The organism is Pseudomonas sp. NFIX49, assembly GCF_900115915.1.
In the GTDB taxonomy this organism is placed as follows: Bacteria; Pseudomonadota; Gammaproteobacteria; order Pseudomonadales; family Pseudomonadaceae; genus Aquipseudomonas; species Aquipseudomonas pharyngis.
In genome coordinates, this window is the sequence record NZ_FOYE01000004.1 from 617,028 (window position 1) to 633,066 (window position 16,039).

Annotated in this window: 15 protein-coding genes; 5 read left to right on the forward strand and 10 right to left on the reverse strand. The window is 61.8% G+C overall.

The window, feature by feature from the left end:
• Positions 1–21: 21 nt before the first annotated feature.
• Positions 22–492: an A24 family peptidase gene (locus tag BMZ46_RS14610; protein ID WP_039772500.1), complete on the forward strand. Its 471-nt coding sequence runs from the start codon at positions 22–24 to the stop codon at positions 490–492.
• A 126-nt stretch (positions 493–618) separates the two neighbouring features.
• The gene (locus BMZ46_RS14615; RefSeq protein WP_039772513.1) at positions 619–1,395 is read left to right on the forward strand and encodes a response regulator transcription factor; all 777 of its coding nucleotides are present in this window, start codon (positions 619–621) and stop codon (positions 1,393–1,395) included.
• Between the two features lie 58 nt (positions 1,396–1,453).
• Here BMZ46_RS14615 and BMZ46_RS14620 read toward each other — a convergent pair whose 3' ends face one another.
• From BMZ46_RS14620 to cpaB, 8 genes are read right to left on the reverse strand one after another with little or no spacing between them, the layout of a single operon-like run.
• On the reverse strand, positions 1,454–1,726 hold the full coding sequence (locus tag BMZ46_RS14620) for a DUF3613 domain-containing protein (protein WP_039772498.1): 273 nt from the start codon (positions 1,724–1,726) through the stop codon (positions 1,454–1,456).
• Positions 1,727–1,742: 16 nt separating this feature from the next.
• Positions 1,743–2,462 carry a tetratricopeptide repeat protein gene (locus BMZ46_RS14625; protein ID WP_074689732.1) on the reverse strand — a complete coding sequence of 240 codons (720 nt, stop codon included), beginning with the start codon at positions 2,460–2,462 and terminating at the stop codon, positions 1,743–1,745.
• 35 nt (positions 2,463–2,497) lie between these two features.
• Positions 2,498–3,382 carry a type II secretion system F family protein gene (locus BMZ46_RS14630; RefSeq protein WP_039772493.1) on the reverse strand — a complete coding sequence of 295 codons (885 nt, stop codon included), beginning with the start codon at positions 3,380–3,382 and terminating at the stop codon, positions 2,498–2,500.
• A 1-nt stretch (position 3,383) separates the two neighbouring features.
• On the reverse strand, positions 3,384–4,268 hold the full coding sequence (locus BMZ46_RS14635; protein ID WP_074689698.1) for a type II secretion system F family protein: 885 nt from the start codon (positions 4,266–4,268) through the stop codon (positions 3,384–3,386).
• Positions 4,269–4,286: 18 nt separating this feature from the next.
• Positions 4,287–5,555, reverse strand: a complete 1,269-nt coding sequence (locus BMZ46_RS14640) for a TadA family conjugal transfer-associated ATPase (RefSeq protein ID WP_039772489.1) — start codon at positions 5,553–5,555, stop codon at positions 4,287–4,289.
• On the reverse strand, positions 5,552–6,742 hold the full coding sequence (locus tag BMZ46_RS14645; protein WP_039772487.1) for a CpaE/TadZ family protein: 1,191 nt from the start codon (positions 6,740–6,742) through the stop codon (positions 5,552–5,554). Before BMZ46_RS14645 ends, BMZ46_RS14640 begins: the two co-directional genes overlap by 4 nt.
• Entirely contained in the window at positions 6,739–7,962 is a 1,224-nt protein-coding gene (locus BMZ46_RS14650; RefSeq protein WP_039772485.1) for a type II and III secretion system protein family protein, read from the reverse strand. The genes BMZ46_RS14645 and BMZ46_RS14650 overlap by 4 nt, the downstream gene beginning before the upstream one ends.
• Positions 7,963–7,982: 20 nt before the next feature.
• Positions 7,983–8,924 carry a Flp pilus assembly protein CpaB gene (cpaB, locus tag BMZ46_RS14655; RefSeq protein WP_074689699.1) on the reverse strand — a complete coding sequence of 314 codons (942 nt, stop codon included), beginning with the start codon at positions 8,922–8,924 and terminating at the stop codon, positions 7,983–7,985.
• A gap of 331 nt (positions 8,925–9,255) precedes the next feature.
• Here cpaB and BMZ46_RS14660 point away from each other — a divergent pair, with 331 nt between their 5' ends.
• The 3 genes from BMZ46_RS14660 to BMZ46_RS14670 all read left to right on the forward strand — a co-directional run bounded on the left by BMZ46_RS14660 (position 9,256) and on the right by BMZ46_RS14670 (position 12,555).
• On the forward strand, positions 9,256–9,471 hold the full coding sequence (locus BMZ46_RS14660) for a Flp family type IVb pilin (RefSeq protein ID WP_092163870.1): 216 nt from the start codon (positions 9,256–9,258) through the stop codon (positions 9,469–9,471).
• Positions 9,472–9,548: 77 nt separating this feature from the next.
• Positions 9,549–9,956, forward strand: coding sequence for a response regulator (locus tag BMZ46_RS14665; RefSeq protein WP_039772480.1), 408 nt, complete (start codon positions 9,549–9,551; stop codon positions 9,954–9,956).
• A gap of 199 nt (positions 9,957–10,155) precedes the next feature.
• Positions 10,156–12,555, forward strand: a complete 2,400-nt coding sequence (locus BMZ46_RS14670) for an autotransporter family protein (protein WP_074689700.1) — start codon at positions 10,156–10,158, stop codon at positions 12,553–12,555.
• A 17-nt stretch (positions 12,556–12,572) separates the two neighbouring features.
• Here the strand turns inward: BMZ46_RS14670 and BMZ46_RS14675 are convergent, their stop codons facing one another.
• Together BMZ46_RS14675 and BMZ46_RS14680 are read right to left on the reverse strand one after the other, a co-directional pair.
• Complete coding sequence (locus BMZ46_RS14675; protein ID WP_074689701.1) at positions 12,573–14,243, reverse strand: ShlB/FhaC/HecB family hemolysin secretion/activation protein; 1,671 nt, start codon at positions 14,241–14,243, stop codon at positions 12,573–12,575.
• A 135-nt stretch (positions 14,244–14,378) separates the two neighbouring features.
• Positions 14,379–15,935 carry a collagen-like triple helix repeat-containing protein gene (locus BMZ46_RS14680; RefSeq protein WP_074689702.1) on the reverse strand — a complete coding sequence of 519 codons (1,557 nt, stop codon included), beginning with the start codon at positions 15,933–15,935 and terminating at the stop codon, positions 14,379–14,381.
• Between the last annotated feature and the right edge of the window lie 104 nt (positions 15,936–16,039).

Here is a 16,039-nt window from a genome sequence, read left to right on the forward strand (position 1 = left end):
AAAACGGACGGTTTTTACCGGATGCAAAGCCTTGTCCTTCTGATCTGGTTGACCGCGTGCGCGGCTCAGGATGCCCGGCAACGACGAATTGCCAACGTTTTGACCCTGGGCGTCGGGACTCTCGCGCTGGTCTATCTGCTGTTTTTCGGTACCACCTGGATGGGCGCCGAAGCCGGGCAGGGAGGCTGGGCCTGTGTCGTGGCCCTGGCATTCACGTTGCCCGGGTATTTCATGGGCCGAATGGGCGCCGGTGATGTGAAACTAATGACAGCTCTTGGTCTTGCGACGGACGGCGTCTCGCTGCTCGGGATTTTTATCGGCGCCGGTGCGGCGAGCCTGATCTGGATTCTGCTTGCGCCAAGAGTCTGGCTGCATATGAGTCAAGGGCTTAGGCACCGACTTCGGTATATGGCGCCATCCGTGTCAAAAAAGCTGCCATTTGCGCCGTTTGTGCTGATCGGATTTGTGCTTGCACTACCTTGGATCCATTAGTCGCCAAGCGCCACTAGTCTTATGTACATAGTCGGAAAGTGGGTCTACCTTCAAAATAACGAGTTATACAGCCAGCGGCTGACAGTACAGGAATGGTCAGTTTTTGGCCCGGGCATGGAGTGGCACGTGAACAAGCTTACATCTGCGGTAAAAGTCATCGTTGTCGATGATCAGCCTCTGATCGTCGAAGAACTCTGTGAATTTCTCGAGAGCAGCGGCTACCGCTGTGTGCCGTGCGAGTCCAGCAAAGAGGCGATCGAGCGTTTTACGGGCGACACTGCTATCGGTCTGGTGCTGTGCGATCTGCATATGCCGGACATGGACGGCATTCAACTGGTGCAGGAACTGCAACGGCTGGCCGGCAAACACCGGGCGTTCGAAGCCATCATGCTCACCGGCCGCGCCGACAAGCAGGACGTGATCAAGGCCTTGCGCGCCGGGATTGCCGACTACTACCAGAAACCGGTCAATCTGGATGAATTGCTCGAAGGCCTGCAACGCCAGGAAGCGGTGCTGCAGGAGCGGCAGAAAACCCTGCAACTGGGCCATCTGAATCAAAAACTTCAGGACCTGTCGTCGTCCATCGATGATCTTTATCAGGATCTGGACAAGGTGCGTCGCGCGCCGGCGCCCGTCAGTGATGAGGCGCACCGTGAGGCCGGTGAGCTGGAAATCCCGTCGATCTTCAATCAGCTGTCGCCACGGCAACTGGACGTGGCGCGCCTGGTGGGCAAGGGACAGACCAACTATCAGATTGCCTGTGAGCTCGGCATCACCGAAAACACCGTAAAACTTTACGTTTCGCAGGTGTTGCGCCTGACCCACATGCACAACCGCACGCAGTTGGCGCTGGCCTTGTCTCCGAGTTCGGCGGCCTTGCGGCAGCGGGTTACGGCGCACTGATTGTTGTCCCCGGCGGCCCTTGGGCCGACCGGGACAGACGCCATGGTGTCTCCTCGAATCAGTTATTTGTCTCGATCTTGCCCCCGGCATCCGGGTCGTAGAAATCGGGGATTTCATATTTGTACTTCTTCAACCAGCGCTGCATCGCCAGCTCACGCTCGGTGGCCGTGGCCGCCTGCGGATCGGGGGACGCGGCCTTGTTGCGGCTTTGCAGCAACAGCCAGCCTTCGGTTTCCTGCTGCTGGGCCGAGGCCGGGCCGGCGTCGATGGCCAGCGCGCCGAGCGGCAGACTCAACAGGCTCAGGCAACACAGGGTCTTGAACGTGTTCATGGCATCTCCTTGAGGCTCACTTGATCGCCGGTTGCGGATCAATCGCCACCGCGACCTGATTGCCAGCGACGGGTCTGGCTCTGACCGGCGACTTGAGTTTCTCCGCACGCTCCTGGGCATCGCTGAACTGCTCCGGGGTCAGGTGCGCGCGGCTGACCACTTCGGCGGCTTGCTGCCAGTTGTTCTGGTAGAGCAGCAGGGTCACCAGATTCAGCGTCGCCAACTGATTGTTCTGCTTCAGCTCGATGGCGGTCAGGAACTCGAAACGAGCGTCCTCGAGCCGCAGCTGATTGAGGTACACCACGCCCAGATCATTGCGGATGTTTTCATTGGTCGGCGCCAGCCGCGCCGCCCGTTGCAGGTGGGCCTGCGCCTGGCCGTTGTCACCACGGGCGGCGTACAACTGGCCCAGGCCATGTTCGGCGTCGGCGTTCAGGCATGTGCCCAGCAGACTGCGATACAACGGCTCGGCTTCACTGCGTCCCAGCAGACGATAGACCTTGGCCTTGCGCAGCCGCACCTCGACGAGGTTGTCGGGCAGACCCTGCAGATTGGCCAGGCTGGCGTGCAGCTTGCCGTCGCTGACCAGATCATCGGCGAGGTTCAGCGACAGCTCCTGTTCGGAGCTCAACTTGCTGCAGCTGGCCGGCGCCAGCATCGTCGTCCACGGTGCCTGACCGTCGGTTGCGCAACCGCCGAGCAGCAACAGGCTAGCCATGACCATCAGTGCTTTCATCAAATCGCTCTCCATCGCCATTGTCATTTTCATTGTCAGGACGCAAACGCCCGGGTGATTGCGGTAAAACCGGGTCCCGCCAAAACGATCAGCAAGGCCGGGAACAGCAACAGCATCATGACCACCGACATCTTCGCCGACATCTTCGAGATGTATTCCTGCAAGCGTGTCAGGCGTCGGTCATCCAGCAGTTGCTTGAGCGTCAGCAACGATTTCATCGCGCCGCCGCCCTGTTGAATCAGTTGTTGCAGGATCACGCAGGTGTCGGTGAACTCATCCACCGCCAGCATCGCGGCCGCCTTGTTCAACTCTTGTCCGAGTTCCAGGCCCGAGTCGACACGGGCCAGGATCAGACGCAGTTCGCCGGTCAGTTCCGGCAGCAGTTTTTGCCCCTCGCTGCTGAGTACACGCAGGGCCTGCTCGACGGCCATGCCGGACTCGAACAGGATTCGCAGCAGGGGAATAAACGTCGACACTTCCACCGCAATGATTTTCTGCCGCCGGGCAGCGGCATACGCCAGCAGGCGTTTGGGCAGCAGATAGCCAACGCCGGTGGCGATCATCGGCACCAGCCAGCCGTTGGGTGCGAGGGGGAAAAACACCTCTTTCAGAAACACGCCCAGCCCCAGCGTCAGCAGCGGCGTGCCGATCTGGCAGGCGGCAAACAGCGAGCGCTCGCTGGCCCGGCGCCAGCCGAGCCGGCTGAGCAGGGTCTGGGTTTCACTGTCGATGCTCACCGAGCGCTGGCCGAACCGGCTGCTGCCCAGTGCCCGCAGCCAGTTGCCGAAACGGTTCTCGCGCACCAGGTGGCCCTGCAGACGCTGGTTGACCTGACGCACTCGACGCCGCTCGGTCAGCAGGTGGTTGCCGACCAGCAACAACGCCCCGAGCAACAGCATGAGACTGGCCAGCATCAGCATGTCAGACACTCCTCAGCATGCGCCACAGCGCCAGGCAACCGGAGACCTGCAACACCACCGCGACAATCAGCATGGTTCGACCGCCCGAGTCGTTCCACATGCCGAGCATGTAGCCGGGATTGGTCAGCATGAAGTAAGTGACGAGAATCACCGGCAGCGATCCGAGTACCCACGCGGTCATCCGCGTTTCGCCGGTCAGCGCGCGCAATTGCCGGGCACCCTGGTCACGTTCGCGAATCAGTTTGATCAGGTTCTCCAGCAACTCGCTGGCATTGCCGCCGTAGCGATGGTTGACCTTCAGGCCCAGGGCGAACATGCGCAGTTCGTCCTGCTCGTAGAGCTCGGCGAAATCGCTGACCGCGTCCGGCAGATTCACCCCCAGCTGCACGTTGCGCTGCACCCGGCCCATCGCGGCTTTCAACGGGTCCTCACTGGTTTCGATGCCGCCCATCACTGCATCGCTCAGGGTCCGGCCGGACTTGAGGCTGCGCACGGTGTGGTCGAGCAACTGCGGTAACTGTTCGATCATCCGATTGAGCCGGCGTCGATACAGCCAGGCGATGTACAAGCGCAAAATCAGCGGCGGCCCCAGTATCAGCACCAGCAGACCGATCCAGTCGGCCAGCAGATAACCCAGCATCATGCCCACGACCCACAACGACAGCCAAAGCCCGAATCGCTCGCTCGGCCGGCCAAGGCCTGCCCGCAGGAACATCCGCTCCAGACCGGTCCACGAGTTTTTTTCGGCCGTTGCTTGCGGTTGTCCGACGGCGAGGCGAGAGAGCACCCGTTCGTTGGCAGTCTTGCGCACGCCCTGCAGGAACAGGCGAATCGACAACCCCAGCAGCAACAGGCAAAGGACAATCAGGATCACCGGTCCGATCATGACGAAGGCTCCATGCGTTCAGCCCAGACTCGACTCGTGCCGCAACTTGTCGCCGGCCGGGTTGACCGCTTCGCGCAGGAAGCCGAAACCGGTGCGTCGATCCAGACGGAACAGGGTGTTGGTGACGTACACGTCTTCACGCACGCCGACCACTTCCACCACTTCACTGACACAGCGGCGACCGTCGGGCATGCGGGTCAACTGAATGATCACGTCGAGTGCTGCGCAGATCATCTGCCGCAGGGTGCGTTCGGCCACCGTGCGGCCGGTCAGGCCGACCAGGGTTTCCAGGCGCAGCAACGCATCCTGGGCGTTGTTGGCGTGGACCGTGCTCATCGAGCCGTCGTGACCGGTGTTCATCGCCGTCAACACGTCGAGCACTTCGACGCCGCGGATTTCGCCGAGAATGATCCGGTCCGGGCGCATCCGCAGGGCGTTGCGGATCAGGTCGCTGGCCTTGACCTCGCCATGGCCCTCGGCATTCGGCGGCCGGGTTTCCAGGCGTACCACGTGAGGGTGGCCGAGTTGCAGTTCGGCGACGTCTTCGATGGTCACCAGTCGTTCGTGGGGGTTGATCAATTGGCTGAGAATGTTCAGCAGCGTGGTCTTGCCGGTGCCCGTGCCGCCGCTGATCAGGATATTGCAGCGCTTGCCCACGGCCTCCTGGAAACACTCGAAAATCGGCAGGTCGATGGTCTGCATCGCGATCAGGTCGCTGCTCTTGAGCATGTCCTTGCGGAATTTTCGAATCGACAGGCACGGGCCGTCGAGGGCGATCGGCGGGATGATCGCGTTGACCCGACTACCGTCCGGCAGGCGTGCATCGACCATCGGCGAAGACTCGTCCAGCCGCCGACCGAGCGGCGCAAGAATGCGCTGCATGACCCGTTCGACGTGGTGCGCATCGATGAAGCGCAGGTCACTCTGATGCAGTACGCCGTCGCGCTCGACGAATACCCGGTGCGGGCCGTTGACCAGAATTTCGGTGACGGCGGTGTCGCGCAGCAAGACTTCCAGCGGACCGAAGCCGGTCAGCTCATCGACGATTTCTTCCCCCAGCCGCTCCATCTCGTAACGGGAAATCGCCAGGTGCAGACGGGCGATGTATTCGGCGACCTTGTCGGTGACAAATTGCGCCAGCAACTGCCGCGAGCCTTCCAGCAGGTTTTTCCCGGACTCCTCGATGGCATCGATGATGTAGCGATGCAGGACCAGTTTCAGGCCTTCGTGGTCAACATTGCCCGACTGGCCCCGCGCCGGTGCACCGAAAAGTTTTTCCGGGCTCATGAGGTGCCTCGCAACCGGTCGAACCAGGTGACCTTGGGTTTGGCCAGACCTTCGGAGCGCTTGGCCAGCCGTTCGCCGAGTACCCGCAGGCTCTGGGTGAGTTTTTCCCTGGGCGCCAGTTCAAACAGGCTGACGCCCTGGTTCTTCGCGTTCATGCGCAGCTCCGGACTCAAGGCCAATACCGCGATCACTTCCAGGTTGAAGGTCTTGCCGAGGGTGTCCGCATCTGGCGCAACGTTGCTCAGATAACGGTCGACCAGCAGCCGTCCGTGATCGAGCTTCATGCCTTTTTCCCGCCACAGATTGAATACCGCGAGGTTGCGCCGGCAATCGAGCACGCTCTGGTCGGTGTACCAGATCAGCTTGTCGCAATGGCTGACAAAGGTCCGCAGGGCTTCGCTGTCAGGCTGGCCGGTGAGGTTCACGACGATGTGCTGGAAGTGCTGGCGCAAGGCGCTGAGCAGCATGAACAGCTCGGCGGCGCTGGTGCTTTCCAGGGGGGCGTCATTGTCGGCGTAGGCCAGAATCCGCAGCCCCGCTTCGGCACTGGTGAACGCACTGTCGATCAGCGTGGCGTCGAGCCTGCGCAGGTGACGCAAGGCATCGCCGAAGTGGAACGAACTCTCCAGCCCCAGCAACGCCAGGCTGTCGCCACGGGGCAGCCCGAGGTCCAGCAGCAGCGTCTGCTGCCCGCTCTTTTGCACCACCAGTGCCATATGGTTGGCCAGCAGCGCGCCGTCGGAACTGCTCTGTACGCCGTACAACACCGTCAGGCCGCCCAGTTGCGCGTTGTGGGTCACCGGCGGCAGGCGTTTGCTCAAGCGGCGCACCAGCCCGGCCACTTCACTGGAGCGCGAGCCATAGGCGACGAAGTCCCGGGCCCCGGCGCGCATCGCATTGAGTACAAGCTGATTGTCCATGCCGTCGCCAAGGGCAACGATCGCCAGCATCGGCTTGGCCTCCAGCGCGCCTTCGATCAGCGCGCTCTGGGCCACCACGTGTTCACGGTCGAGGCCGACGAACACCAGGCTGGCGAAGGTGACGTCCACCAGCGCGAGCAATTCGTCGAGGCTGCCGCCACCGGCACTGACCACCTGGCCCAACGGCGCAAGCGCGCTTTGCAGCCACTCCAGGTCGGTGTTGTTGCGGGTGATGGCGAGGAAGGTCTGACTCAGGCTCTGGCTCATTGGGACAACCCGCTGCGCTTGTCGAAGTTACCGTTTTCCAGGAAAAACATGCGGTAGAAATTCGGGTCGTAGTTGCGCAGTTTTTCACCCGGCAACGACGGCAGTTGCGCCTCCGCCGAGAGCGGACGCACCAGGTGCGGGGTGACGATCATCAGCAGCTCTCGCTCTTCGCGCTTGATCTGCGAGCTCTTGAAAAAAGCCCCGAGCACCGGGATATCGCCCAGCCCGGGAAACTTGTCTACCTGGGAACTGTTGCTGGTACTGATCAAACCGCTGATGACAAAACTCTCACCATCGGCGAGGGAAATGCTGGTGTCGGTGCGGCGGATGGTCAGGGCCGGCACGGTGGTGCCGGCGATGTTCACCGCGTTGCTGAGGTCCAGTTCGCTGACTTCCGGCGCCACTTTCAGGGCGATGCGATCGTGGCTGATGATGGTGGGCGTCAGGGTCAGGCGGATGCCGAACTCCTTGTATTCGATCGACACGTTGTCGCTGCCGGAGCTGGGCACCGGAATCGGAATCTGCCCGCCTGCGAGGAAACTCGCACTCTGCCCGTTGAGGGCCACCAGGCTTGGCCGCGCCAGGGTATAGGCGAAGCCGCTGCCCTCAAGGGCATTGATGATCGCCATGGTCTTGCCGCCGATCCACGAGAAGTTGAACAGCGAGTTGTCCACCGGCAGTCGCGGTTGCGGGACGCCGTCGATGGGCGGCAACGTGCCGGGAGAACCGAACAGGAAATTACCGCGGGTGCCGATCAGCGAAGCCGAGGCCTGCTTGAGCTTGGTGCGGCTGACTTCGACAAAACGAATGTCGGTCTGCACCTGGGACGGCAACAGCGCATCATCCGACGGCAGCGCACCGGTGTTGGTGAGGGCCGAGGTGGCGGCGCCCTTGACGAACACCATGCTCTGGCGCGGCTCGCTGGAGCAGCCGGTCCAGACCATCAGACTGGTAGCGCCCGGCGCCACGGCGGTAAGCAGAAACGATGAGTTGCCATTGGCATGCACGTCGGCGATTTTCGGATCGCCGATGGCCAGGCGCGTGATCGCCACCGGTGATTGCATGTCCTGCTGCCAGCCTTCGTTGATTTCGATCACTGGCGGCAAGCGCCCGAGGGCCGCGCAGTTGCCGGTGGCCGCCTGCGCGGCATTGATTGACAGTCCCATCAGCAGCATGGCCCGGAGCACGGGATTGACGATCGGCCAGGAACGACTCTGCATGCACTTGGATCCTTGCTCAGTCATGGGTTTTGTGGGTTGGTCTGATTGCCGCGAATCACTTCCACCGCGGGCCGTATCGCACCGCTGTGGTCGCTGCCGGGCGCGGTTTTCGGCGCGGTCCCCAGCGCCAACTGAGTGAACTGGAAGAGCTGGCTGTTGGCGGCCACCAGTTTGTCCGGCGCCTGACGTTCGCCGGCCCAGTACCTGGCCAGGCGCTGTTCTTCGCTGCTGCGCACGGCCAGGCGCAACGTCCCGACCTGGGTGGCGAGCATCATTCGACTCAACAACTGTTCAGGCACCGCCAGCACCACGGTGCGCGCGGTGAGCCGGCGCTGGTCCTGTTTGATCTTGTCGTCGGCACTCATGGCGGGAGCGGACGGTTGACCGTCGTTGGTCAGGCCGTATTGTTCGCCGACACCGAGCACGCGCATGGCCGGCACCACAATTTGCGCCGACTGCTGCGGGTTGCTGGCGTCCTGGCGCAGGAACAACAGCACGTCGACGTAATCCCCGGGGATCAACTGCCCGGCCGCGCCGATCACCTCATCAACTGACACGGCCAGCGCGCGCTCGTCACTGTGGATCATGCGCGCCAGTGTGCCGCCGGCCTCGAAGCTTTCTTCGTTGAGCCAGGTGCCGGCGCTCAGGTGACGCCACGGAGTGCGACCCACTGCCTGCTCGATGGTGCCGAGGCTGCCGGCGGGGGCGCTGCGCAGTTTTTCAACGGCCAGATCGGCGGCAGTGAGGGGGGTGAAGGGCGGGACGTCACGCACCAGGACCACGACCGGCTGGCGGGTCTGGTCTTCGGCGGCAGCGACGGTTTTTTCGACGGTGACCACCGTCGGCGCGGGGGCCTCGGCAACCGGAGCAGGTTGCCGGCTGAGCACCAGCCCCCAATATCCGACAACGATGGCCCCCAGTAAAAGCGCCGCTGCAAGGCCAATGGTCACACGACTGTTCATGACGGCTCTCCCTTTCCTGCTGCACTACCAGCCCGCACTTCCTACCAAGGGAACATCGCAATCAGGCAGCTATGAACATCCAACTATTTCGCTATTTCCACGCTAGCTGAAACAAGCCAAAACGCCATTAGTGACAGACAAATAACCCACGAAAGTATGGGTGTTGGCCAATCAGCAGTCGAAATGCCGAGTTTGACGAAACGACTAATCCTTTATGACTAATCCGTTCTTACAGTTGTTGGGTGGGGGTTTGTTGACAATGCTCAAATGGCACGGCGAACGCTTTGTCGCTGCTGTGACATCGGCGCCAGGAGCGCAAAGGAGTGGGCATATGTTTCGAATGATCGTTGATTATTTAATGGCCAGAGCTTTGCTGCTCTACAAACATGAAGACGGTGCGTCGGCAATTGAATACGCCATCGTCGTGGCCATGGTCGCCGTGGTGGTGGTCGTTTTCGTCACTCCGCTGGGTGATCGGATGCTGGCGATCTTCAACAACGTTCTGGTGTCACTGGGCGGCACGACGCAAACCCGGCCAACGCCATAAGCCACAGCATGGTTGCGCCAGCACCTTGCTGATGTCGGGCTACACTCGATCTACCATTCAGCTTTCAGGTACTGCCCATGAACGTGTCTTCTTCCTCACGCCAACAGTTGCTTCTGGTTGACGACGAAGAGGACGCGTTGCTGGAGCTGGCGGAGTTGCTGGAAGGCGAAGGCTTCGTCTGTCATACCGCCACCTCGGTCAAACTCGCCCTGCATCACCTGACCCGCCATCCCGATATCGCTCTGGTAATCACCGATCTGCGCATGCCGGAGGAAAGCGGCATGTCGCTGATCAAGCGCCTGCGCGAGCACACCTCGCGCCAGCATCTGCCGGTGATCGTGACGTCGGGACACGCGGACATGGAGGATGTGAGCGACATGCTGCGGTTGCAGGTGCTCGACCTGTTCCGCAAGCCGATCTATCACGTGCGGCTGCTGGAGACCCTGGACAATCTGTTTCCCAAGCCAAAGGTCAATGTCTCCTGAGTGCTCATGCAGCTTCTACTTCGAATACGCCGATCTTGAAATTGACGCCATTCGTTTGACATTTTGATGGTGTCGAAATGATGGCTCATGTACATTCCCCGCGCCCAAACCGGACGACCTGGTGGGTTCGGTAGGGATGCCTGAGTGAATTCGATACCCCTGCTGAAACTGTTTTTCATGTTTTGGAAGGGAATCTCGTTTGAATACTGATCGTTTGCGCCACTCGCTTCTGGCGTTGTCCATCGCTGCGGCTTCGCTGCACGCCTGCGTTGTTTCCGCTGCCGGTGCCAGTCTGAGTTATGACCTGAGCGGTGGGCCATTGAACAGCAATCTGCAGAACTACGGTCTTGTCGATCTGAACGGCAACGGGATCATCACTCCCGGCTCGCCGTCGACCTTGACCTACGGCGCCCAGTTCATGGGGCTGGCGGCTGACCAGTTGCGCAATAACGGCACTATCCGGATTGACGGGGCCAATCATGGCATCGGTATCAATCTGGGAGCCGCCGGTGCGACGCCAACCACTGTCGCCTACAGTGTGATCAACAAGGGTTCCATTATTGTTCACGGCCTGGCGGGGTCCGGCAGCTCAACCGGTCTTTCCGACATCGGCAGCACATTCAACGGCTCGCTTTCCAACGACGGGCTGATCGATGTCAGTGGGGCGACTGCCGGCGGCGTGATGTTGGTACATACCCAGCTGGCTGGAGTCACCAACAACGGCACAATCAATGTTGCCGGCCCTGATGCATTGGGTCTGTTCCTCGACGGTGCCACTCTCAAAAGCATCGTGAACAACACGGGCACCATTCGCGCCACCGGAGCAAACGCCGAAGCCGTCACTTTCGAAGGCGTTAACTTCAATACTTCGGCGGGGACGGGTGGTTTCAATCTGTTCAACTCCGGGACGATCTACGGCGAGTCGATTGGTGTGCATGTCAGCGGTCAGGCTCTCAATGCGTTGCCGTTTACCATTTATCAACTGACCGGTTCGATCGAGGGTGGGACGTCGGCAATCCAGGTCGATGACGGCGAAAGCTATTTCGACTTTTTTGGCGGTACGGTCAAAGGGGATCTGATCGGTCTGTCCGGCGTGATCATCGACGGCGATGCTGTTTTCGACGGTTCGACCATCAAATCCGGTTACGTGACCATCGAGGACGGGACGCTGACGCTGGTGAAACCACACACCACGATCATCGGTGACTTCGATATGGAAGAGTCCGACTCGGTGCTGGAAATGTACCTGGGCAATGACACCAATCCGGCGTTGCCGGTGTTGAAGGTCACGGGCACTACCGATATCGCGCCGGGTGCGACGTTGCGTCTTTTGGCGCGCTCCAGTGATTTCCGTGTGACACAGGGTGGTACGAAGTACACCCTGATCAGCTCGGGCAGTCTGGTCGGCGGCAATAACCTCACCGTGACCTCTTCCTCTGCTTTGCTGGATGTGAAGAGTTTTGGGGTTGTGGGCAGCGACATCACGTCAGTGGTGACCAACAAGTCCGAAGAGGTGTTGGCGCAAAACACCCTTGTGGCGGGTGGCAGTCGCAATGCCGCAACGGTTGTGGGCCGCGTGTCGAGTCTGTTGTCGCGGCTCGATGAGCAGGATCCGGTGTTCCAGGCGTTCGCCAACGCCAGCACCGATGCGCAATTGGCGCGGTTGTCCGAAACCCTCAGCCCGGATGTCAGCCGTGGGGTGCTTCACGCGGCCACCAACAGTCAGACGCTGGTGTCGGGCGTCATCAATGATCGCTCCAGCCGTGCCCGTACCAGTGGCGCTGCCACGGACAAAGGTGTCTGGCTGCAAGCCTTGAGCAGCGACGCCAACCAGGATGAGCGTCGTGGTGTCAGTGGTTACGATGCCGACAGCCACGGCATCGCCGTGGGTGCCGATGGCCAGTTGAATGCTGATCTGGCGGTCGGTCTGGCGTACAGCTACCTCGACACCGATGTGAAATCCGATCGTGGCAACAAGACCCAGGTCACCGGCCATGCGCTGACCCTGTACGGCAACTGGACGCACGACAACTGGTTCGTTGATTCGTCGCTGATGTATGGCTGGAACGACAACGAGTCGCGCCGCTACATCGCCGGTACCCGCGCCAAGGGTGATTACGACAGCAACGTATTCGGCGTCAGCGCGCTGGCCGGGTACACCGTGCGCCTGATGCCGGATGTGGTGCTGGAGCCGCAGGTCGGGGCGCGTTACGCCAATGTGGGCATGGACAGCTATCGCGAGAAGGGCAGTTCGGCTTCGCTGAATGTCGGCAGTCAGCGCTATGAGGTGGGCGAGATGGGTGTCGGCGCGCGTCTGGCGGCGGCATTCGATGTGGGCACCGGCAGCCTCGAACCCGAAGCGAAGCTGATAGCCTGGCACGACGTCATTGGCGACAAGACCGGCACCACGTCGTCGTTCGTGCTGGGCGGCGATTCGTTCACCAGCCGTGGCACCACCCCGGTTCGTGACAGTTATGAACTGGGTCTGGGCGCCAACTATCGGATGGGCGCGTGGAGCGTCGGCGGGTCTTACAACTACGTGACCGCCAGCGGTTTTGACGCTGACGGTTTCACGGCGAAAGTCCGCTACGCCTTCTGATTCAGCGGTCGGTCGTGCTACAGCTGATAACTGAAGCTGATGCTGTAACGTGGCCGGCGATTGAACGTATCCAGCGCTTCATCCGACATCGCCTTGGCGGCTTCCAGGGCGATGTTGTAGTACTTCGCATCGCCGAATCTCAGGCCGAGCGCCGCCGATGACAGGTTATTGGCCTGTACCGGCAATTCATTGAACCAGCTGCGCGAGCGATCGAGCACGAAGTACGGTTGCAGGATGCGCACCCAATTGCCGTCGCGGTTGAAGCTGTAGTTGATTTCGTAAGCCACGCCCCAGCCCTTGTCGCCGGACGCCTGATCATCGGGATAACCACGGCCGAAATTCTGCCCGCCGAACACCGCACGCTCACTGTCGGGCAGGGTGTCGTCGCTCCAGTACAACGCGGCTGACAGTACGCCTTGCCAGTTATCAAAGAACTTGTCGCTCTGCACCCCCGACAGACGCACCCTGAAAAAATCGAGGTCGATGGCGCTGTTGTTGGTGTGCGCGCCCAGGCTGTCGAAGCCCTGGTACACGCCGCCGCTGAGAATACGCAGTTGCCGGGCATCGGCCTTGCGCCAGTCGCTTTCGAAGGCGAGGGCGCGGATGTCGGTGCGTTCTTCGACGCTCAGCGGGTAGCCGATCACGTTGTAGCGGGTCTTGTCATTGACGGCGTACAGGCGTGATCCGGCAGTCAGCAGTTCATCCGAGGCGGCAATCAGCGGCAAGGTGAAACCGAGCGAATAACGGTCGTTTTCGCGGTGTGGCTTGAGTTCCAGTCCGTTGTTCAACAGCACATTGGTGCCGGGATCGGCCCGGTAGCGCGAGGCCGACAGGCTCAGTTGCGCGCCTTCGTCGTTGATGAACTGGTTGTAGTCCAGCCGGTAGTAATGCTCGTGATCATCTCCCGGTGGAAACAGGCCGCTGAGGCTCAACTGTTCGCCCATCGAGGTTTGTGAATTGCTGCTGATACCGAGCAGGGCCTGAGTGCCGTTGCGGTTGTCTTCGGTGGTGCTCAGGGTGCTGGTGAACGGTTTGCGGCTGGCTTGGGCCACCAGCGTGGTTGCACCGTCGGTGGTGCCGGGCGGCGGCACCTGGGCCTGGATCGTCACGCCGGGAATGCGGGTCATCAGTGTGGTGTAGCGCTCGAACGTCTTGCGCGTCAGCGGGCGTTCGGCCTGGAGCTTGGCGGCCAATCGGTCGAGCAGGGCTTTGACCCGCCCGACGTCGCCCGCGATCTGCACGTCCCGCACGTAGCCTTCCACCAGCACGACGCGCGCCACGCCGTCGTCGAAGGTCTGTTGTGGCAGGAAGGCGTATGACAGCAGATAACCGTCCTGCTGGTAGCGACGGGTGATGTTGCGGGTGGCTTCGATCAGGTCGGCGAGGCTGCTCTCGCGGCCGATCAGCGGTTTGTAGATTTCGGCCAGTTCGTTCAGCGGGTAGAGCGTGCCGCCTTCGATCTGCACAGTCCTGAGGTTAATCTTCGTGCCCATCAGCAACGGCTGGGCGGCCGTGGCACCGGGCTCTGGCACTTGCAGCGTCGCCGCGTTCGGCCGGTAGGCGTCGGCGGGCAGGTTCGGCACCGGCAGGTTGCGAATGGTTTCGTTGCTGTTGAGAAAGCTGGGCAGGGTGTCGGCGAGGGTTGTGCAACTGAGACTGAGAAACAGCAGGGATGCCATAACGCGCATAGGACACTCCATGTTCAAACCCGCAGCACGGGGCAGGGTTTCTCCTAAGAAAAAAGCGGAAGACTCGTGGGAATCTTCCGCCCTCAACCAAGCGTAGGCGCTGTAGGTTCGGCCGTCGAATCGGCCAGGTGCAAATCAGCGATTGTTCCCTCCCAACGCGCCGGTCAGGCCGCCGAGAACGCCGCCCAGTCCGCCGCCAGTCCCGGTGGCAGTGCCACCGTTGACCAGTCCGCCGACCGCAGTGACGGTGTTGCCCACCGTGGTGACAGTGTTGCCGACCGCCGCCACGACCGGGTTGCTGTTGGTGCCGGCGATCGCGTTGCCCAGATTGCCGACGGCGCCGCCAACCTGGCTGGTGAGACCCGCGACCGGAGTGCCGAGCCCGGTGGCGGCGCCGACGTTCTGGGTCAGGCTGGTGACCGCGGTGGTGACTGGCGCAAGTCCGGCACCCACGTTGTTGCCCAGGATTGCCAGGGGAGTGGTCGGGCTGGTGATCGGCGAGCCCGAACCGCCGAGCACGGTGTTGAGCGAGGCCACGGTGTTGCCGGCCGCTGCCAGAACACCACCCGGTGCGGCGAGGCTGCCATTGCCGCTGCTCAACCCGGCGCCGACGTTCACGACTGCGCCGCCGACGGTTTGCAGCAGGCCATTGCTGCCCAGACCGCCACCGACGCCCGTTCCCGAACTGGTGCCGTTGTCTACCAGCCCGCCGGCCTTGCCGACCGCAGTGCCGACATTGCTCAGGGCACCGCCGACGGTGTTGGTCAGGGCGTTGCCGTTGCCGGCGACAGTGACCTTGTCACCCACGCCGTCAACCGTGCTGCCGACCTTCTGGACCAAACCGTTCAACGGCGCGCCCAGCCCTGTAGCCGTACCGAGTTTGTCCGTGGTGCTTTCGACCATGGCAATCACCGGCACCAGTTTGCTGCCGACTTCTTTGGTAACCGAGCCGAGCGGGCCGGTGGTGGTGGCGGTGCTGAGGGTGTCGCCGAGCATGGTGACCTTTTCGCCGACCCCGTTGAGCACTGGGGCGACCTTGGTTACCACACCGCCAACCACGGGGACGCTGCCCGTGGCAGTGGCCAGTTTGCCGCTCAGGTCGGACACGCCGTTACCCACATCCTGCACCACGCCGCCGACCGCCGAAGCGGTAACGCCCAGACCATTGTCGGTGGTCGCCAGTTTGCCGATGCCGTTGGCTACGCCGTCACCCAGCGTGGTCACTACGTTGCCGGCAGTCCGGGCCGCGCTTTGCACCACGCCGCCAACGACAGGCACGCCGCTCAGGGAGTCACCGACCTGGCCGACACCATCGCCGACGCCGCTGACGGTATTGCCGACGTCCTGCACCAGGGTGGTGGTAACCAGAGGTGTCGGTGTACTCGGGTTGGTTGGGTTGGTCGGATCCGTCGGGTCGGTGGGATTGGTCGGATTGGTCGGATCCGTTGTCCCTCCCGTTCCACCAGTACCACCGGTGCCGCCAGTGCCGCCAGTGCCCGCGGTGTCTCCGGTTCCACCCGTGCCACCGGTGCCGCCAGTACCTGCAGTCGAGCTGTCGGGGGAAGAACTGCCGGAACTGCTGTGATGACCGCCGCCGCCACTGCTGCAACCGGCCAGACCGAGGGAGAGAATGAGGGCCAGTGCCGTTGCCGATTTGCACCATGCCGCCTGAGCTTTCATCTGAGTTTTCATGAGCGTTATTCCTTGCACCTGTCACAACGTTCGTTGACTTCGATGGCCCGCCGATTCTGTTGCCGGCAGTGCCTTCGTCCGTTGTGCTCATATCAGTCGCAAGG